Annotated in this window: 15 protein-coding genes; 5 read left to right on the top strand and 10 right to left on the bottom strand. The window is 63.4% G+C overall.

Annotated features, from left to right (window positions below):
* Positions 1–197: 197 nt before the first annotated feature.
* Positions 198–1,583: a DUF2252 domain-containing protein gene (locus V1283_RS14630; protein WP_334387174.1), complete on the top strand. Its 1,386-nt coding sequence runs from the start codon at positions 198–200 to the stop codon at positions 1,581–1,583.
* A gap of 40 nt (positions 1,584–1,623) precedes the next feature.
* Here V1283_RS14630 and ppx read toward each other — a convergent pair whose 3' ends face one another.
* From ppx to V1283_RS14650, 4 genes are all read right to left on the bottom strand, one after another.
* Entirely contained in the window at positions 1,624–3,126 is a 1,503-nt protein-coding gene (ppx, locus tag V1283_RS14635) for an exopolyphosphatase (RefSeq protein ID WP_334387175.1), read from the bottom strand.
* A 12-nt stretch (positions 3,127–3,138) separates the two neighbouring features.
* The gene (locus V1283_RS14640; protein ID WP_334387176.1) at positions 3,139–5,337 is read right to left on the bottom strand and encodes an RNA degradosome polyphosphate kinase; all 2,199 of its coding nucleotides are present in this window, start codon (positions 5,335–5,337) and stop codon (positions 3,139–3,141) included.
* 148 nt (positions 5,338–5,485) lie between these two features.
* Positions 5,486–6,163, bottom strand: coding sequence for a DnaA ATPase domain-containing protein (locus tag V1283_RS14645; protein WP_334387177.1), 678 nt, complete (start codon positions 6,161–6,163; stop codon positions 5,486–5,488).
* Positions 6,164–6,208: 45 nt separating this feature from the next.
* Entirely contained in the window at positions 6,209–6,751 is a 543-nt protein-coding gene (locus V1283_RS14650; protein WP_334387178.1) for a CDP-alcohol phosphatidyltransferase family protein, read from the bottom strand.
* Between the two features lie 148 nt (positions 6,752–6,899).
* Between V1283_RS14650 and purM the strand changes: the two genes are divergently transcribed.
* The 4 genes from purM (at position 6,900) to V1283_RS14670 (ending at position 10,767) form a co-directional block, all read left to right on the top strand.
* Positions 6,900–7,973 carry a phosphoribosylformylglycinamidine cyclo-ligase gene (gene purM / locus V1283_RS14655; protein ID WP_334387179.1) on the top strand — a complete coding sequence of 358 codons (1,074 nt, stop codon included), beginning with the start codon at positions 6,900–6,902 and terminating at the stop codon, positions 7,971–7,973.
* Positions 7,970–8,623, top strand: a complete 654-nt coding sequence (gene purN, locus V1283_RS14660; protein ID WP_334387180.1) for a phosphoribosylglycinamide formyltransferase — start codon at positions 7,970–7,972, stop codon at positions 8,621–8,623. The genes purM and purN overlap by 4 nt, the downstream gene beginning before the upstream one ends.
* Positions 8,624–8,686: 63 nt before the next feature.
* A complete protein-coding gene (locus V1283_RS14665; RefSeq protein ID WP_334387181.1) occupies positions 8,687–9,418 on the top strand; it encodes a glutathione S-transferase family protein in 732 nt (243 codons plus the stop codon).
* A 209-nt stretch (positions 9,419–9,627) separates the two neighbouring features.
* Entirely contained in the window at positions 9,628–10,767 is a 1,140-nt protein-coding gene (locus V1283_RS14670; RefSeq protein WP_334387182.1) for an autotransporter outer membrane beta-barrel domain-containing protein, read from the top strand.
* A 100-nt stretch (positions 10,768–10,867) separates the two neighbouring features.
* On the opposite strand, the gene V1283_RS14675 is transcribed toward V1283_RS14670, so the two are convergent.
* The 6 genes from V1283_RS14675 to V1283_RS14700 form a co-directional block, all read right to left on the bottom strand.
* Positions 10,868–11,074 carry a hypothetical protein gene (locus V1283_RS14675; protein WP_334387183.1) on the bottom strand — a complete coding sequence of 69 codons (207 nt, stop codon included), beginning with the start codon at positions 11,072–11,074 and terminating at the stop codon, positions 10,868–10,870.
* Positions 11,064–12,446 carry a hypothetical protein gene (locus tag V1283_RS14680; RefSeq protein ID WP_334387184.1) on the bottom strand — a complete coding sequence of 461 codons (1,383 nt, stop codon included), beginning with the start codon at positions 12,444–12,446 and terminating at the stop codon, positions 11,064–11,066. Before V1283_RS14680 ends, V1283_RS14675 begins: the two co-directional genes overlap by 11 nt.
* Positions 12,443–14,266 (bottom strand): hypothetical protein, encoded by a 1,824-nt coding sequence (locus V1283_RS14685; protein ID WP_334387185.1) that lies wholly within the window; start codon positions 14,264–14,266, stop codon positions 12,443–12,445. Before V1283_RS14685 ends, V1283_RS14680 begins: the two co-directional genes overlap by 4 nt.
* An 80-nt stretch (positions 14,267–14,346) precedes the next feature.
* Positions 14,347–15,267, bottom strand: a complete 921-nt coding sequence (locus tag V1283_RS14690; RefSeq protein WP_334387186.1) for a LapA family protein — start codon at positions 15,265–15,267, stop codon at positions 14,347–14,349.
* A 137-nt stretch (positions 15,268–15,404) separates the two neighbouring features.
* On the bottom strand, positions 15,405–16,553 hold the full coding sequence (rnd, locus tag V1283_RS14695) for a ribonuclease D (RefSeq protein ID WP_334387187.1): 1,149 nt from the start codon (positions 16,551–16,553) through the stop codon (positions 15,405–15,407).
* Positions 16,554–17,179: 626 nt separating this feature from the next.
* Positions 17,180–18,652 carry a protein adenylyltransferase SelO gene (locus V1283_RS14700; protein ID WP_334387189.1) on the bottom strand — a complete coding sequence of 491 codons (1,473 nt, stop codon included), beginning with the start codon at positions 18,650–18,652 and terminating at the stop codon, positions 17,180–17,182.
* Positions 18,653–18,835 lie beyond the last annotated feature (183 nt).

Genomic DNA, 18,835 nt, shown 5'->3' on the forward strand with positions numbered 1-18,835 from the left:
CGATGCAACGCATGAAAACTCGATGGGCGAATGTCTCCCCACGGGTCAAATTCGGGAGTGCCGTCGATGGCCTGATCCGATGCTTCCAGTCATTAGGCCTCATTCCAGCCGCCGCCGATTGCCGCGCCAAGTTTGGCGTCTTGTTACGATCGAGCAACACTATATATAATCGGCCCCTTTCGTTGGAGGGCCTGCCAATGCCACTGACCTCGAGTTCACGCACCGAACGGTTCAAGCAGGGAAAGGCGCTTCGCCACACGACACCGCGTGAAGCGCATGCGGACCTGAAGGGATCGTTTTCGCGCAATGCCGTTGCGCTCCTCGCCGAGAGCGATCGGGATCGGGTCCCGGAGCTCGTCCCGGAACGCTACGCGCGGATGTCGCTCAACCCGTTCGCATTCCTGCGCGGGGCCGCCGCCGTCATGGCGGCGGATCTTGCCGCCCAGCCGATGGCTGGAATTCCGGTGCAGGCGGGCGGCGACAGCCATTTGATGAACTTCGGCGCCTTCGTCACGCCCGAGAATAACATCCTTTTCGACGTCAACGATTTCGACGAGACGCTTCCCGATGTAGATTTCACTGTCGACCTCAAGCGTCTTGCAGCCAGCGTCGCGGTCGCGGCGCTGGGCTCAGGCGCACCGAAAAAGCAGGCCCGGGCTTTGGCGGCTGCGACCGTCAAAGCCTATCGGTCGCATATGGCCGTACTGGCTAAGCTCTCTCCGCTGGAGATATGGCACAGCCGGATCGACCTCGAACACGAGATCGATCAGATCGGCAACGCGAGCCTGCGACGCAAGTTGGTCGGCGTGATCGGCAAGGCGCGCGGTGAGGGCCTGTCAAAGGATGACAATTTCCCGCATCTCGTCAGCGGCGACAATCCGAGGATCGTCGACAAGCCACCGACCATCTTCCATTTGGATCCCAAAGCCGATGCGCGACACAAGCTTGGCGTCCAACAACTGCTCGCCGCGTATCGCAAGGGCCTCAATCCGGATCGACTGCGGCTGCTCGATCGCTTCACGTTGAAGGATCTGGCATTCAAGGCGGTAGGCGTCGGTTCCGTCGGGACCTTCTGCTGCGTGGGCCTGTTTTTGACCAGCGACAACGAACCGCTGTTCCTTCAGGTCAAGCAAGCGCAGAATTCCGTGCTGGAGCGTCTTGGCGGCAAGCTTGGGTACAAGGGGCACCAAGGCCGCCGCGTTGTACATGGCCAGCAGATGATGCAGGCCGCCAGCGATATCTTCCTAGGCTACACGCAGGATGAGGACTCCGGACGCCAGTTCTACGTCAGGACCCTGAAGAACCGCAGGCTGGGCGGCGTCAGCGAAATCACCGAAGGGGCAGCATTCCCGGATTACGCCCGGCTATGCGGCCGTACCCTCGCACGCGCCCACGCGCGATCAGGCGATCCCGCCGCGATTACCGGCTACTCCGGCAAGAGCGAGGTGCTCGACGATGCGATCGCTTCCTTCGCGATGGCCTATGCCAAACAAACTATCCTCGATCACGCCGCTCTTGTGAAGGCAAAGGACCCGGCGACATCGGCCAAGACGATCACGGTCAGGCCCGCAAAGGCTGCCTAGATGGCAAGCGGGCGGTAGTTGAACGCCGCCGTTTTCGGCGTTACTTCCGCACGATCGAGCCAGCGCGGCCGACCAGCCGCGCCAGTTGCTTGAAGCGGCTGCCGACGCGGTCGGCGACGAGATCGACCATGCGGTGTTCGAACACCAGCATCAGCTTGCGGCCGCGGGATCGGAAGTGCGTCGCGGGCAGAACGCCGGTGCGCGCCGCCGAAATCAGATGCGCGACGCGGAACGCGGCGCCGAGAAGGCGGGCGCGTTCATCCATCGCCGGCGGCACCAGTTCGCGGATCCGCGTCGGCGGTTCGTTTTCTTCGCTAAGGCCTGCGTAGCGGTAAAACACCGAAAGCGCGACAAAGGCGCGGCCCTGGTGGCTGATCGAACCGAAATTGCCGTTGGTGATCAGGCTCAGGGTTTCCTCGCCGCGATGATCGGGATGCACGCGCCAGCCGATGTCGGAGAGCAGGCAGGCGGCGTGGCGCAGGCGGCGGTCTTCCGCGGTCTCGCGCAGCTTCACGACTCGCACCAGCCGATCGGTCCATGCGACCAGTTCCTCGGCGTGGCGCGCGGAGCGTGACAGCAGCCCGTTCAGGGTTTGGGCGGCGCAGATGAAGCCGTCCTTGGCGCGTTCATGCTGCGGCAGCATCTCGTAGAGCAGGCCTTCGCGGACGCCGAAGGTCGAGAACACGATCGTCTTGGGGCGGCCGACACGGATGATGTATTCAAGCACCAGCGCCGCATAGGTCAGGAGCGGACGCCGCGCGTCGGCGACGATTTCGATGTCGGCGAGCATGTTGGCGGCTACCAGCCGGCGCAGGCGCCGGGCGAAATCGAGCGCGTCCGCAGCCGGGATCGAATAGCCGTGCATCACCCGGAGCGGATAGCCGCTCTGGACGATGTGAATACGCGCCAGCGAGCGCCAGGTGCCGCCGACCGCGTAGAAGGTGCGGCCACTGCCGGCTTTGAGCTGGGCCACCTCGGACAGATCGCCGCTGACGATGCGTTCGGCACGCTTGAGCGATTTGTGCGACAGGTCCTGCAACGCCAGACTTCCGAGCGGCAGCGTGACGCCGCTGCTGACGCGGCTGCCATGCACGTCGATCAGTTCGAGCGAACCGCCGCCGAGATCGCCAACGATGCCGTCAGGATTGTGGATGCCGGAGACGACGCCGAGCGCGGAAAGTTTTGCCTCGCGCGGCCCCGACAGGATTTCAATGCTGGCGCCGCAGATGCGCTCGGCCTTGGCGATGAAGTCGGGGCCGTTCTTGGCGTCGCGGCAGGCGGCGGTGGCGATGGCGAAGACGCGCCCGACCTGCTGGATGCGGCACAGCGCCCGGAATCGCCGCAGCGCCGTCAGCGCCTTGGCAACCGCATCCTCGGCCAAAAGACCCGTGCTCTGCACCTCGCGGCCGAGTCCGCACAGCGCCTTCTCGTTGAAGATGGTGACGAGACTGCGCGCCATCGTCTCATAGACGACGAGACGAACCGAGTTCGAACCGATGTCGATAACGGCGACGCTGGAAGCGCGCTTGCGCGGTCGCTTCACAGCCACGGTCCCTTATGGCGATTGCAGGCGCTCGTTACGGCGCGTGAGGCGGCGTGGCGAAGATTCCTTGAGAGACTTTCCACGGCCTGACAGACTCGGATTCGTCATGAAATAGTTGTGCAGATTGAACGGCTCTTCGCCTTTCGCGGCCTTCATACGCGTTGACGACCCGTCGGGCAACAGCTGCCAGCTCTGCTCGGTATCCTTCAGGTTCGCAACCATGATCTGTTCGAGAACCTGCTGATGTACCGTGGGATTTTGCAGCGGACAGAGCACTTCGACGCGGCGGTCGAGGTTCCGCGGCATCATGTCGGCGGACGAGATATACACAGCCGCTTTCGCGCCGGGCAGGCCTTGCCCCATACCAAAGCAGTAGATTCGGCCGTGCTCAAGGAAGCGGCCGATGATCGATTTGACCCGGATGTTCTCGGAAAATCCGGGAATGCCCGGCCGCAGGCAGCAGATGCCGCGCACCACCAGGTCGATCGACACGCCGGCCTGCGAGGCCTCGTACAGCGCGTCGATGACATCGGGATCGACCAGCGAGTTCATCTTCATCCAGATCGCTCCCGGCTTGCCGTGCCGGGCGTGATTGGTCTCGCCTTTGATATGTTCGATGATGCGCTTGCGCAGCGTCAGCGGCGACACCGCCATCCGCTCGATGTCGCTCGGTTCGGCATAGCCGGTGATGTAGTTGAACACCCGCGCCGCATCGCGGCCGATGATCGGGTCCGAGGTGAAGTAGGATAGGTCGGTGTAGATGCGCGCGGTGACCGGATGATAATTGCCGGTGCCGGTATGCACATAGGTCGTGAGATTACCGCCCTCGCGCCGCACCACCATCGATAGCTTGGCGTGGGTCTTCAGTTCGAGGAAGCCGTACACGACCTGCACGCCGGCGCGTTCGAGGTCGCGCGCCCAGCGGATGTTGGCTTCCTCGTCGAACCGCGCCTTCAGCTCGATCAGTGCGGTCACCGACTTGCCGGCCTCGGCTGCTTCGGCAAGGGTGCGCACGATCGGCGAATTGTTCGAGGTGCGGTACAGCGTCTGCTTGATGGCGACGACGTCAGGATCGCGGGCGGCCTGCTGCAGGAATTGCACGACCACGTCGAAGGATTCGTAGGGGTGATGGACGATCAGGTCCTTTTGCCGGATCGCCGCGAAGATGTCGCCGCCATGGTCGCGCACCCGTTCGGGATGGCGCGGCACATAGGGCGTGAATTCGAGGTCGGGCCGGTCGAGCCGCGTGAGCTGTGAGAGCTCGTTCATCGCCAGCACGCCGTCGACCAGAAACACCTCGTCGTCGGCGGCGGAAAGCGCCTGCTGCACGAAGGCGCGCAGCTCTTCGGGCATCTTGGCTTCCATCTCCAGCCGGATCACCGAACCCCGTCGCCGCCGCTTCAGCGCGCTCTCGAACAGGCGGACCAGATCTTCCGCCTCTTCCTCGATTTCGAGTTCGGAGTCCCTGATGATGCGGAATGCGCCCTGGCCCTTGACGGTGTAGCCGGGGAACAGGCGGCCGATGAACAGGCCGGTGGCCTGTTCGAGCGGGATCAGATGCACCGCGCCATCCTTGGTTTGGGGCATGCGGACGAACCGGTCGATCTTGCCGGGCATGCGGATCAGGGCGTTCATCGGCTTGCCGTCGGCGACGCGCGCCAGCTGCAGCGCGATGGTGAAGCCGAGGCTAGGGATGAACGGGAACGGGTGTGCCGGATCGATCGCAAGCGGCGTCAGCAGCGGGAAGATGTTGCGGAGGAAGTGATCCTCGAGCCAGCTCCGCTCCGCCTTGGTGAAGTCGTGGCCGTCGACCAGCATGATGCCGGCATCCGACAGGTTGCTGCGCAGATCGCGCCAGATCGCCTGCTGGTCGGAGGCGAGTTCCGAGACGGTCTTGTTGATGAGCACGAGCTGCTCGGACGGCGTCATGCCGTCGGGGCTGCGTTCGGCGATGCCTTCGCGGACCTGTGCCTTGATACCGGCGACGCGGACCATGAAGAACTCATCAAGGTTATTGGCGGAAATCGACAGGAACCGCACCCGTTCAAGCACGGGATGGCCGGGATTGACCGATTCCTCGAGCACCCGGCGGTTGAAATGCAGCCAGGACAGTTCCCGATTGATGAATCGTTCCGGGCTCGTGGCAATAGAGGGTACAGCCTCGGGAATCAGTTCTTTTTCTTTTATTTCAATAACTTGAGCCGATTCCATAAGACTTTGATCCATCTCGGGAGAGGTGTGGGGCCAGTTTAAGGGGATGCGGCTCGCAGCATGTGATACGCCGATGACGTTTCAATGACATTGATGTTCCGTCCACAGCGGCCGTCAAGGCGGCAGGAAGCAGCGCGCGCCTCGCCGGTCAGGCGTTGCGCAGCAGTTCCGCGGCCAGCGCCCGGGTCACCGGCCGGCCGAGCCGCAGCGCCTCGGCATCCAGCAGGTCGACCGCCTGGCGGGCGGCGGCATAGGAGCGCTCGATCCGGGTGGCGAGGTAGCTCACGACCGTCTCGTCAATACTCAATTGGCGGTCCGCGCAGAATTTGACGATCAGGCCGCGAAACAGCAAATCATCGGGCGGCGATAGCGACACCACAGGAGCGGCGCGCAGCCGCGACCTGAGATCGCGCAGTTCGACCTCGAACGCGACAGGCGGAACGCGCCCCGTGATCAGGACGAAAGCTCCGTCCTCGCGTGCCAGGTTCAGGAGGTGAAACATCGCGCGTTCGTCGAAGTCACCCGGTCTCAGGTCTTCGACCACCAGTGCCCCGGTGGCGAGTGCGCCGGGGACGGCAGCCGGGTCAAGGGCGTGCGCCGATGTCACGCGCGCGCCGGCCTGTTCGGCCCAGATCGCGGCGAGATGGCTCTTGCCGGCGCCCTCCGGTCCCACCAGCAGCATGATTCGGTTCGGCCAATCCGGCCAGCTTTCGATCAGCGAGAGCGCGGCTTCATTGGCCGGCCCTTCGAGGAAATTGTCGCGGGTCAGGCTCTCCGCATGCGGCAGCGCAAATGCAAGCTGACGAGGTTGAACGCGGACTGCCACGCAAGTCTCCAGGCCGGGATTTTCAGGCAAATACATGATCTGGCGCTAGCGCGCTTCGATCGTACTCATGTGCCGCACCCACTCGACGAGATAGAGCGAGACGGAAACCAAAGTAAAGACCGTAACAAAACCCATCAGGATCACGTCATACGGCGCCGGCCTGAAATTGAAACCGAGCGAGGCCAGCACCAGCGCCGCGAACGCCACCTGCGCCACCGTGTTCAGCTTCGACACCATCAGCGGTTTCATCGGAATCGGCTTGTCGAACAGCCATGACACGATCACGGCCGTGACGATCATGATGTCGCGCGACACCACGAGGATGACGATCCAGCGCGGAACCGCGCCCCAGATTCCGAGCGCGACATAGATCGAGACCAACAGCGCCTTGTCGGCGAGCGGATCGAGCAGGGCGCCCAGTTCGCTCTGCATGTTGAAGCGCTTGGCCAGAAAGCCGTCGACGGCGTCGCTGACGCCGGCAATGACGAAGATTGCGAACGCAATCTCCATCTGGCTGGAAACGATCGCCCAGACGATGACGGGCACCAGAATGATGCGGCCCAGCGTAATGATATTCGGAATGCTCAACTCGGTCGCTTCCCGGCTCCCGGCCTAAATCCGGCCCCTGGCGGGTTCTGCCGGTCCTTATCTACATAGTATATGCGCCAACCGCTTGCGAGCCATTGCAGGATCGCGGAATTCCTCGTAACCAGCCGTCATCATACTGGAATTGGGCATGAATGACCGCAAAAACGGGCTCACTTACGCGGATTCGGGCGTCGATATCGATGCGGGCAACCGTCTGGTCGACCTCATCAAGCCGATGGTCCGCGCTACCGCCCGGGCGGGCGCGGACGCCGAAATCGGCGGATTCGGCGGCCTGTTCGACCTCAAGGCGGCAGGTTTCAAGGACCCCGTCCTGGTGGCGGCGACCGATGGCGTCGGGACCAAGGTCGTGATCGCCATCGAGACCGGCCTGCATGGCGGCATCGGCATCGACCTGGTGGCGATGTCGGTCAACGACCTCGTGGTGCAGGGCGCGGAACCGCTGTTCTTTCTCGACTATTTTGCCTGCGGCAAACTCGACCCCGAAGCAACGGCGGCGATCGTGGCCGGCATTGCCGAAGGCTGCCGGGAATCCGGCTGTGCCCTGATCGGCGGCGAGACCGCGGAGATGCCCGGGCTCTACAAGGACGGCGACTACGATCTCGGGGGTTTTGCGGTGGGAGCCGCCGAGCGCGGCACGCTGCTGCCGAGCGGAGATATCGCCGTGGGCGATGCCGTGATCGGATTGGCCTCGTCGGGCGTTCATTCCAACGGCTTCTCGCTGGTCCGCAAGATCGTGGAAAACTCCGGTCTCGGCTTCGATGCGCCGGCGCCGTTCTCGCCGGTCATGACGCTGGGCGGCGCGCTGCTGGCGCCGACGCGTCTCTATGTAAAATCCTGCCTGCGCGCGATCCGCGAGACCGGGGCGGTCAAGGGACTGGCGCACATCACCGGCGGCGGCTTCACCGACAATATTCCGCGCGTGCTGCCAAAGCATCTCGGCGTCGGCATCGATCTGGCGCGGCTGCCGGTGCTGCCGGTGTTCAAGTGGCTGGCGGCGCAGGGCGGCATCGCCGAACTCGAATTGTTGCGCACCTTCAACTGCGGCATCGGCATGATCGCCATCGTCAAGCCGGATGCGATCGAGCAGGTGACGGAAGTTTTGACCGATAGCGGCGAGACCGTCGCCCTGCTCGGCGAAGTGATCCCGGCGGCGGGTGAACATCGCGTGGTCTACAACGGTCACCTCGATCTTTCGCAATGAAGCGCCGTGTCGCCATCCTGATCTCGGGGCGCGGATCGAACATGGCCGCGCTGATCGACGCGGCGAAAGCTGCGGATTTTCCGGCCGAGATCGTCGCCGTCATTTCCAACCGGGCCGATGCGCCTGGGCTCGAGAAGGCAGCCGCGAGCGGCATCCCGACCACAGTCATCGAGAGCAAGCCGTTCGGCAAGGACCGCGCCGGCTTCGAAACCGTCCTGCAGCGCGCGCTGGAGGAAGCGAAGGTCGAACTGATCTGCCTCGGCGGCTTCATGCGGCTGTTCACTGCCGAATTCGTGCAGCGCTGGTACGGCAAGATGCTCAACATCCATCCGTCGCTGCTGCCGTCCTTTCCGGGCCTCGACCCGCATGGCCAGGCGTTGCAGGCCGGGGTGAAGATCTCGGGCGCGACGGTGCACTTCGTGATCCCCGAAACCGACGCCGGGCCAATCATCATGCAGGGAGCGGTCACGGTGGCCGACGGCGACACGCCCGAGACGCTGTCGCAGCGCATTCTCGGCATCGAGCATCGCATCTACCCGGAGGCGCTGCGCTTGCTTGCGAGCGGCAAGCTTCGCCTCGAAGGCGACATCTGCAAGGTTGAGGGTACGGCCGACCGCGACGGCACCCTGATTTCGCCGCGGACGATCTGATATTATCCGCTCGTGTGCATGCACGAACGCGATAACCGCGCTCCGCAGATCCATCGAGGTTCCATGATCACGCTCTACGGTTCCGGGCCCAATTTCGGCCTTCCCGACGCAAGCCCGTTCGTGACCAAGGCCGAGACCTTGTTGCGGATGTCAAAGCTCCCGTTCGAAAAGGCGTTGATGAGCTTTTCGAAGGCGCCCAAGGGCAAGATCCCCTACATCGAGGACGATGGCCAGTTGCTCGGCGACTCCACGCTGATCCGCTGGCACCTCGAAAAGAAGTACGGGATCGATTTCGACCAGGGCCTGAGCGCCGAGCAGCTCGCCATCGCCTGGGCGTTCGAGAAAATGGCGGAGGATAATTTATACTGGGCCAGCGTCTATTTCCGCTGGATGATCGACGACAATTTCCGCAAAGGTCCGGTCAATTTCTTCAAGGGCGTGCCTGTGCCGGTTCGGCCCGTCGTGGTGTCGATGATCCGCCGGCGGCTGCGCAAGACGTTGCACGGGCAGGGGATCGGCCGCCACTCCGCCGACGAGATCACCGCGATCGGAATCCGCTCGATCGATGCGATGGCGGCCTATCTCGGCGACAAGCCGTTCTTCATGGGTAGCGTGCCCGCCGGGATCGACGCTACGATGTTTGCCTTCGCCGTCAGCGCGATTTGTCCGCTGTTCGAATCGGATCTGCAGCGGGCGGCCGCAAGCCATGCCAATTTGCGGCGGTATGTCGGCCGAATGACCGCGCGATTCTATCCGGAGCTCCAGGAGATCGCGGGCTGCGAAGCGGCGGCCTGAATTCAGGCGGGGCGCCAGCAAAATCCCCCGGCGAGGCGGGTCGGAGTGTCGTGTAAGCTGTGGCAGCCGAACAACAATGATGCGTATTCGGCAGCATGCCGGGGGGCTAAACGATTGACCCTGCCGCCGAACTGGGGGCAAATCGCTCCGGTTGATCGGGATTTGCGCATTTTTCGGGCCGACGCTTCCGCCCGTTGGGAATTAATTGCATGCGCTGCTCAGGGCGGCCTTTGCGAGCATGGAAAATCGGAACCGGTCACGCGCTCGCACGGCTGGTCGCGATTGCGTTCGTTCTCGTCGGCATCATGTCCGCCGCGCAGGCGCAATCGCCGACGCCCCCTCCCATTCCGACACCCACGCCTTCGCCGACACCGAATCCGACGCCTACGGTGATCAACTCGACGGTGTCGTCGGGCGCGGCGCTGACCAATCTCGGCAGCAGTTTTCTGGAGCGGCTGGGCAACCAGTCGAGCAACGGCTTCAATCGTCTACAGCGCACCAATCCCGGCGGCGGCGGCGCCTCGGAGAGCACGGAACCGCCGCGTTATCGGACCTGGTTCGAAGGCTACGGCAACTATACGAAGAACGGCGCGGTCGGTGATTTCGTCGGCGATACCAGAAAGACCTGGGGCGGCGTGGCCGGGATCGGCGCGCGGGTGGCGCCGGGCATCAATATCGGCTTCTCGGTCGACCAGAGCCGTTCCGCGATCGATATTCCGCTGGCGCTGCAATCGGCGACGATCGACCTGACCCAGATCGGTTTCACCGCTTCCGTCGACAGCGGGCCGTGGACTTGGGCCAGCGCCGTCGTGCACGGTTTCGGCAACATCAATTCGCGCCGTGACACCGGGCTTGGAACTGCGACCGCCGGATATAATGCGCGGCTCGACGGCGTCCTGAGCGAGATCAGCTATTACTGGACCAGGGACCAGGGCCGCATCGTGCCCAAGGCGGCGTTCGAATATGTCCATGCACGGACGGGCTCGCTGCAAGAGATCGGCGGCCTCGATCCCGTGACGGCGACGGGTGCCACCGTGCAGCGCGGGCGTCTGCTGATCGGCGCGGAGATCGGCCACTACTGGATCTTCGACGGCAAGATTTTAGACCTGTCGGGCTACGGCAAGTTCGTCGACAATCTCGTGCAGAATTTCTCCGACATCACCGTCAGCCAGGGCGTGCAGAGCATTACGCTCCAGGGTATCGGCGAAAGCCGGTACGGCGCCGACGCCGGCGCCTCGGCGTCGCTGAGCCTGACCAACACCGCGCGGCTCTACGTCAACTACGACGCAAAACTCCGCGCCGCGATGCAGTCGCATCAGGGAACGGTTGGCATGGAATTGAAGTGGTAGCTGAAATCCGGCTTGGCTAGTTCGCTATCGTTCCGGACGCGGTCCAGCGTTGCCCCGGGCCTCCTCGGCGCAATCGGATGGCCTCGCCCGACCGTCTCATTCAACTATTGCTCTTGCCTCGTCCCTTGGGTTCCGTGCCGAAACGGCGGTCGGCTTCCTGGACAACCTCGCGCAGCGACTTTATGCCCCACAGCACGCTGCGGTCCGTGCCTTCCTCGGGCGTCGCGGCTGGACGGCGCGAGAAGCTCAGGTGTGGAAGATCTGCGACATATTCCAACAGCTTTTCCTTCGGTGTCCTATCTTTCATCGATAACCATCCTGAAGGCTCCGAGATCTTTAAGCCGTCTTACGCCCTCATCATACTCTTCGATCCGGGCTTCGCGAAGGAATAAATAGGGTCCCGGGTCGTCGCGCTCCAGTGGCTCGGTGTCTTCGCTTAGGATGACAAGTATACCTTTTTGTGCAGGTGGCGCGTCCTGGACCAGGCGTGAGACCCAGTCGGGGTCGGGGGTGACAACGGCGAACCCGCGTAATGTATCCGCGAGGAGGGGGTTACCGAACGCCTGTTGGCGTAGACCAGCCAGAAAAGCCCACGGCCGCGCGGATCGAATGCCGGCTAGGGCGAGTTCGCTCCAATCGAGCGGTTCGATCCGCTCCGGACTTGCGCGCATAGCGCGGCTTGGCATCTTGTCGGCGGCTGCAAGAACAAGGTCGTCGTACACAACGGATGTGTCGGGTACGGTAACGTGTTTAATGAACTGCCCGATCTGGCCTTCCCAGCGGCGCCATGCGTCGTCGACGAGAAGATTGGTATCCCGTCGGGTAGGTTGATCCTTGGGCTTCGCAAGCCATTGCCGCCACGCTCGCATGCCTTCGGTATCGCCTGTCGGCGCCGGTGGTGGCGGGGTAATCACGCCAAGTTGGCCCTCCACCACGGCGTCGAGCGTCATGCGGTCGGTTCCCATCGCGAGTGATTCGAAATCAAGGAAGCGCGCCATCGCACGGAGGATACTGGGAAGGTCACTCTGCTGCGCTAGTCCAGCGTCCCGGGCCACATCCAAGGCGAGGTCGATGGCCCATCCAAGGGCGGTCCCACGCGCTGCGAATGCTTCCGTGAGGTTGCGGAGCACGATTAGGTCGGACGATGTTCTGCTTTCTGATTGCTGCGGACCCCGGAGCCGCCCGATCACCCGTACAGCCTCGCTTTGCGATAGCCCAGGCGGCAGCAGTCCGATCCCGGATAGATCACTGAACGTTAGCCCGAGCTGATTCATCGCGCCAACGACCTCGCGCCCGAAATCTACGAGGGCATTAATATCCGTAACCGTCGGGGTGATTTCACGAAGCGGCACGGTCGTCTTGGTTAAGGGAGGCGGTGAGGCGAGTTCGTTGCCATCGTAATCGCAGCGGAAGAAATACGTCTGCGAGTCGGTGGAGGGCTTGCGGAGAAGGGCGATCGGTGTGGTGCCGCTTGCTAGCTTGGCAAGCGCCAACTCATCCATTCCCCGCCCCTGCTTCTCGATCGCATCGTGCAGAGCCTGGAAGTCGCACAGGAACTCGCGCAGGCGCGCGAGTGCGCCGGTGAGCTCTGCGACGTTTGCTTCCATTACCGTCTTCTCCAGCTCCGCGATCGCCTCTTCGTCACCGAGATCGTCCGTGTCCTTTCCGCGGCGCTTCACAGGTACTTCGCGAGCGCTGCGTCCGAGAGGTCGATCTCAGTCTCGCCGCGCTCCCACTCCCGCGAGATCATGTATAGCGTGTCCACCGCAATCTGGCGCAGGCGCGGGTCGCGCGCCGTCCGCGCGGCAAGCGTAGTGGAACGCAAGACGACCTCAATGGCAAGCTGCACGCCGACGGCGATTCGATAGCGCGGCTGCGAAGTCAAGGTTCCTGACGGGATCTTGTAGGACCCATCCTCCGTCCAGTCATGTGCGAGAGCGCGGACCACATCGATGGTATTGAGCCGGGAGCTGTGGATGATCACCCGCGCGAGAACACCGCGGGCAGTCTCGTCGGTAATGGAGTCCGGAGAGTTGGGAGGCGCGGTGGACGTCATGACCGAGCGCAGGAAAGTGTCAAGCTCATCGGGCGTGTAGAGTACGAAGAGACGGTCGCTGAAATAGGTGTGCTCCTCCGGAAAGGCCATTGTCTCGATCTTGCGTTGCACCTCCTCGAAATAATCGGGCCCTGTGAGAAAGCAAAAGAAGCCAAAATCGGTGGTGAGGTGCTTAAGCCGGCGGATCAGCTCGGTGACCGTCTTGCGGGTTCCATTGGGCTTGTCGATCGGTTTTATTTCCCCCGGTCCCTGGGCATCCGGCCCGGGGGGAGTGGTCGATTCCTCGTGTTGATCGGATATCTCCAGCTTGTCCAACTCGTCGATGAGAAAAACCGGTGCGAGGCCCGCCTCGCGCACGCGCTCGATGACGAGCGGTAGATCGCGCTCCAGGGTCTGGATAGAGCGATCGACAATGAACGTGTAGTCCTCGTTGCGCTCTTGCCGTGCGGAGCGCTTCACTGATGCCGTGACCGCGAGCGAACCGAGGAGGCCTATGCCAGCGCCGGCAACGGGCGAAATTCCGACCGTGCCGGCCGCGCCGAATCCGAGAAGGCCCCCAATTGTGAGACTCACGATCCGATTGACGGCGTCCTTCGCGTCGATTCCAGCCTTGCTTTCTGTGGTGTGCTCGTACGATGCGCTGTCCTTTCGGCTCTGTTCGTACCTGACGGCGCCTGAGCAGACTTGGAAGGCCTGTGCTGCGGTGGCAAGCGCGACAATTTCACGTGCGCTTTGATCCGGCAGGCCGGCTGCGGCGAAGGACGAGGCGATTTGCTCGGGCCACAGGATCCCAGAGGATATAGTTTTTGTACCCATCGCGCCTGCATAGTCGGCTAGGCGTTCCCAGTAGGCGCGGAGCAATGCAGTTTCGGGCGCGCGATCCAGGTCGAGCTGAAACTGGGCGGCAATGTCGAGCTGGTCGTCCGCCTCAACTCGATAAGCCGCGCGCGCGTGGACCGCATAAGCTTCTGCGAATTCGCGGGCGAGCGCACGGTAGAGCGCGATCGTGATCTGGATGAGCGCGCCATGCGCAGTCCCTGTGTTGGATGTCGGTGCCGCCGCTTGTGGGTCCGACTTGGCAGTCTCCGAGGTCGCGTTGTCGGATTTGCTTCCCGCGCCGGGTGTCGAGGGCGGAAGCTTGGGTTTCTCACCGCCTCCCGGCCGCGGCAGCTCATCAGCGAGTAGGCTCGGTCCGTGCAGCTTGACGAGGAGCGGCCGCTGCGGCCGGCGGGCAAGCGACGGTTGGGTTGGACTGGCGGCAGGAACGCTCGTCTTTGTTAAGTCGCGGAATAGCTCATCTCCGAGGTCGTCAATGACCCGCTGGACGAGGGTGGTTTTCCCGGCGCCCCTATGGCCTGAGATGAGAAAGGCTCGCCCCGCAACTTCCTCGCGGACGTAGCGACGCATTTCAGTAAGCAAAACGCGGTAGGCGTCGGACGCCATGAATGGCGGCCGGCCAGGCCTTGGCCAATTGCCATACCACTGCGGGGATCCCGCGGCCCGGTTTAAGCGCAGCGTCATCGTCAGCGTCGCATCGTTGGTGAAGAAAGGGGATTGGCCGCTTCGGGAGCCTTCTCCGAAGCCTCCTTTTTCGAGCCGGGTTCCGGCGCCGGCTTGATGTCGGCCGGACGTCGCTGTTCCGGCCCACGGTCGACCTGCGCTAGACCAACGGCTGCGCCGAGCAGGATAGTGGCGATCACCAGCAAGCTAGCCGGTTGGGAGAGTCGCCAACCGCCCTGGCTGCCGCCGAGTCCGCCGGAGCGTGCGCGCAATTCGATCGGTGTACCAACACGCACCAAGGCCATAGCCCGCAAGGCGGCAACGACACCGGCGGCACCGAACGCTAGGATAAGCCCGGACCGCAATAAGATCGTGCTACCCAACAGGACCGTAGCGACGAGCAGGAGAATGAGCAGCGCAAGGACCGACGGCGGTGGCGCCGCGACTGCCGGCGGATTCGCTGCAAAACCTCGCACCCAAGCCGTCAGCTCCACTTGGATGGCGCCTAGCGCAGCCCAGACACCATTCCACGATGTAAGCACGCTGGTACGAACCGCCGTGGCGCCGGCCACGAGATCGGCGCGGCATTCCCAGGTCACTGCAAAAAGTAGCAATAGCAGCCCGACGAGAAGGGCGAGCCCCGCGGAGCTGCGCACGCCAACAATGGCGGCGGCAGCGCAAAGCGTGAGCACAAAAAGAGTGCCGATCAGAATCTTGAAGAACGGGCCGATCAGCCAGATTAAGCCCGCTAGCAAGACTGGCGCGATCGCTCCTCCAAGGAACGCTAAAGCGATGACAAGCCAGAGCGACGTCTCGGTAAGGGCCGCAAACGAGCCGAGGTGTAGGCTGACGGGTGTTGTATTTCCTTCGACCAAAAGGACGGCTCCGGCGCCCACAGCGAGCGCGAGCAGCAGCAGCAGCAGCACGACCCGACCAAGCGACATCTGCCCTCGCCGATTTTGGCCTAGTTGGCTTCCCGCCTAGGTTGCCGCAGTTTGTATCGAGACGCAATTGGAAACCTTCGAGCGCTGACCTTATGACTACGGGGGCTTTCTCTTCCTCCCATCAGCCCGGCCCGAGTTCAGGCCCGATCCACCCTGACGACGCGGCCTTTTTCGATCGCGAGCGCCAGCCTGCCGTGCTTCAGCGCAATCGCAGCTTCGCCGAACAATTCGCGGCGCCAGCCGTGCAGGGCGGCGACATCGGCGTGGTCGTCGGCGGCGATCTGGTCGAGATCGTCGACGGTGGCAATCACCTTGCTGGCGACGGCGTGGCGTTCCGACGTCATCCGTAGCAGCACCTTCAGGAGTTCGACGGTCGCAGCCCCGTTCGAATTGCCGCGTGGCTTCTCGATCTTCGGCAGGGTATGGGGATCGCGGGCAAGGCCGCGCTGCACGGCGGCGATGATGTCGGTGCCCCATTTGGAGCGGTCAAAACCTTTTGGCAGCGAGCGCAGGCTGGCGAGGCGCTCCAGTGAGGTCGGGGCGTGGGTGGCGATGTCGCCGACCGCATCGTCCTTCAGCACGCGCGAGCGCGGCACGTCGCGGCTTTGCGCCTCCTGTTCGCGCCAGGCCGCGACTTCCATCAGCACCGCGAGTTCCTTCGGCTTGCGCACCCGTGTCTTGAGCCGCTCCCAGGCGCGCTCGGGGTGGAAATCGTAGGTTCTGGGCGAGGTCAGGACTTCCATCTCCTCGCTGACCCAGTCGCTGCGGCCGCGCTTCTTCAGGTCGGCGTCGAGCGCTGCAAAGACATCGCGCAGATGGGTGACGTCGGAGACCGCGTAATGCATCTGCTCGGGCGTCAGCGGCCGGCGCGACCAGTCGGTGAAGCGGTGGGTCTTGTCCGGCCGGTGACCGGTGACACGCTCGACGAGCTGGTCATAGGCGATGCTGTCGCCATAACCCAGCACCATGGCTGCGACCTGCGTATCGAAGATCGGGTGCGGAATGGTGCCGGACTGGTGCCAGACGATCTCGATGTCCTGGCGGGCGGCGTGAAACACCTTCAGTACCGCCTCGTTCCCCATCAGCTCGAAGAACGGCCTGAGGTCGATGCCGGGCGCCAGCGTGTCGATCACGATGGCTTCCTCCGCGCTCGCCATCTGCACGACGCAGAGCAGGGGGTAGTAGGTCGTCTCCCGCAGGAACTCGGTGTCGACGGTGATGACCTTGTGCTGGGCGAGCCGGGAGCAGGCGACGGCGAGGTCGGAAGTGGTGGTAATCAGATCCATGAACTATCCATGACGCTTCCGACAGGCGTTCTGCCGAAAACGCTGATATGTCAAGGGTGTCGCGGAAGATTTGAGCCCTTCATTTGAGCCTGAACACGGCTTTTTTGTGAGTTTTGGCGGGGCCGAATGGTGCAGTTGGTGATTCCGGGATCAGCGTGAGTGCTGGGGTGCCGCCTCACGAGACCAGAGACGGCTCTGGATCGGGCAGCGCTTCATCGCGGTGATCACGCTGTCAGGGATACGGTCGATAAAGACGTCACTCGTACCGGACGCGCCGAGACCGCCGACGGCCCGACGGAATCGCGAGCACGATGAGACAGAGCCCAATCATCACCATTCCCATGAACTCGAAGGCAAAGACGTCCACGGCAATTCTCCCCGATAAACCATTAGAATTGTGGGGAGCGCGTTGACCATTTCTTAATTTGCGGAACCGGCGCAGGTGCGCATGCGCGGATGGTGGACGCGCGCTTAAGGATTGCGGTTAACGGGTATTAGTCGTGTTGCTTTGCGCCGAGATTTCCAGCGCCGTCATCGCGAGCGAAGCGAAGCAATCCACTCTTTCTTTCCGTTGCGGCATGGATTGCTTCGCTTCGCTCGCAAATGACGTGGAAAGGTCAATGCCTCTACGTCCCGCAGAACGTCTGCAGCACGCGTTGATCCGGCAGCGGCGGCTCCGCATAGGCCGCGTACGCCGGCTGATCCTCGTACGGCTTTGACAGCACCGTCAGCAATTCCTCGAACGGCGTGTAGTCGTTGTTCACGGCGGCGGCGATCACGGCTTCGACGCGGTGGTTGCGCGGGATGAAGGCCGGGTTGACCGCGCGCATCGCGGCTTGCCGCTCGGCGGTAGATTGCGGCTCGTCTGTGAGGCGCTCGCGCCATCGCGTGGCCCATTCATCGAAGGCGGCGGGATCGGTGAACTGGGCCCGGACGCTGTCGTTGTCGGCATCTCCGGCGGCATCGCTCAGGCGGCGGAAGGTGAGGGTGAAGTCGGCCTGGTTCTTCGCCATGGCGTCGAGCAGGTCCTGCACCAGCGCCTCGTCGCCGTCGCGCGCGGTGAACAGGCCGATCTTCCTGCGCAGTCCGGTCTGATAGGCGGCCGTGAATTTTTCGGCGAACTCGCCGAGGATGAATTGCGCCTGCTCGATCGCCTTGTCCTTGTCGTCGGAGAACAGCGGCAGCAGGCATTCGGCAAGCCGTGTCAGGTTCCACAGCGCGATGCGCGGCTGGTTGGCGTAGGCGTAGCGGCCCAACTCATCGATCGAAGAAAACACCTGCGCGGGGTTGTATTCGTCCATGAAGGCGCACGGGCCGTAGTCGATGGTCTCGCCCGATATGGACGTGTTGTCGGTGTTCATGACGCCATGGATGAAGCCGACCAGCAGCCAGCGCGCAACCAGATCGGCCTGGCGGGCGACGACGCGTTCGAGCAGCGCGTGATAGGGGCGCTCGGCCATTCCAATATCAGGATAGTGCCTGCTGATGACATGGTCGGCGAGTTTTCGCACGCCATCGGTGTCGCCGCGCGCGGCGAAGAACTGGAAGGTGCCGACGCGGATGTGGCTTGCGGCCACCCGCGTGAGCACGGCGCCGGGCAGCATAGTCTCGCGCTGCACACGCTCGCCGGAGGTCACCGCGGCCAGCGAGCGGGTGGTGGGGATGCCCAATGCAAACATCGCCTCGCTGACGATGTATTCCCTCAAGACCGGACCGAGCGCGGCGCGGCCGTCGCCCCGGCGCGAGAATGGTGTCGGGCCAGATCCCTTGAGCTGGATGTCGCGGCGGACGCCGTCTTTGTCGATGACTTCGCCCAGCAGGATCGCCCGGCCGTCGCCGAGCTGGGGTACGAAATGGCCGAACTGGTGGCCGGCATAGGCCATCGCGATCGGGTCGGCCCCATCAGGGAGGCGCTTTCCGGCGAGGATCTCGGCCCCTTCCGGGCTCTCCAGCACGTCGGGGTCGAGCCCGAGATGGACGGCCAGGGCCCGGTTCAGCTTGATCAGCCGGGGGGCGGCGACGGGTGTCGGGGCCACGCGGGCGAAAAAGTTCGCCGGCAGCGTCGAATAGGTGTTCTGGAACGGGAAATGGACGGTCATGACCCAAAGATAGGCGCGGGCACGGAATAGGCAAACGGTTCGGGTCGGCAGGGGCGGAAATCTCGCGCTCGGAGCGCAAAACAGGCCCCGCCATTGGTTGCCGCCCTTCGTTCCGTCGGGTAAACCCTCCCGCAATTCGCGCGGCCTTTGGCCCCGATTCTGACCTCCGACATCTGTTTTTGG

The organism is Bradyrhizobium sp. AZCC 2262 (assembly GCF_036924535.1).
Taxonomy (GTDB): domain Bacteria; phylum Pseudomonadota; class Alphaproteobacteria; order Rhizobiales; family Xanthobacteraceae; genus Bradyrhizobium.

Coding starts and splice junctions, on each gene's coding strand:
- V1283_RS14630 (WP_334387174.1), top strand. CDS start 198: ATGCCACTGACCTCGAGTTCACGCACCGAACGGTTCAAGCAGGGAAAG.
- V1283_RS14640 (WP_334387176.1), bottom strand. CDS start 5,337: ATGGAATCGGCTCAAGTTATTGAAATAAAAGAAAAAGAACTGATTCCC.
- purM (WP_334387179.1), top strand. CDS start 6,900: ATGAATGACCGCAAAAACGGGCTCACTTACGCGGATTCGGGCGTCGAT.
- purN (WP_334387180.1), top strand. CDS start 7,970: ATGAAGCGCCGTGTCGCCATCCTGATCTCGGGGCGCGGATCGAACATG.
- V1283_RS14665 (WP_334387181.1), top strand. CDS start 8,687: ATGATCACGCTCTACGGTTCCGGGCCCAATTTCGGCCTTCCCGACGCA.
- V1283_RS14670 (WP_334387182.1), top strand. CDS start 9,628: ATGCGCTGCTCAGGGCGGCCTTTGCGAGCATGGAAAATCGGAACCGGT.
- V1283_RS14675 (WP_334387183.1), bottom strand. CDS start 11,074: ATGAAAGATAGGACACCGAAGGAAAAGCTGTTGGAATATGTCGCAGAT.
- V1283_RS14685 (WP_334387185.1), bottom strand. CDS start 14,266: ATGGCGTCCGACGCCTACCGCGTTTTGCTTACTGAAATGCGTCGCTAC.
- V1283_RS14690 (WP_334387186.1), bottom strand. CDS start 15,267: ATGTCGCTTGGTCGGGTCGTGCTGCTGCTGCTGCTGCTCGCGCTCGCT.
- rnd (WP_334387187.1), bottom strand. CDS start 16,553: ATGGATCTGATTACCACCACTTCCGACCTCGCCGTCGCCTGCTCCCGG.
- V1283_RS14700 (WP_334387189.1), bottom strand. CDS start 18,652: ATGACCGTCCATTTCCCGTTCCAGAACACCTATTCGACGCTGCCGGCG.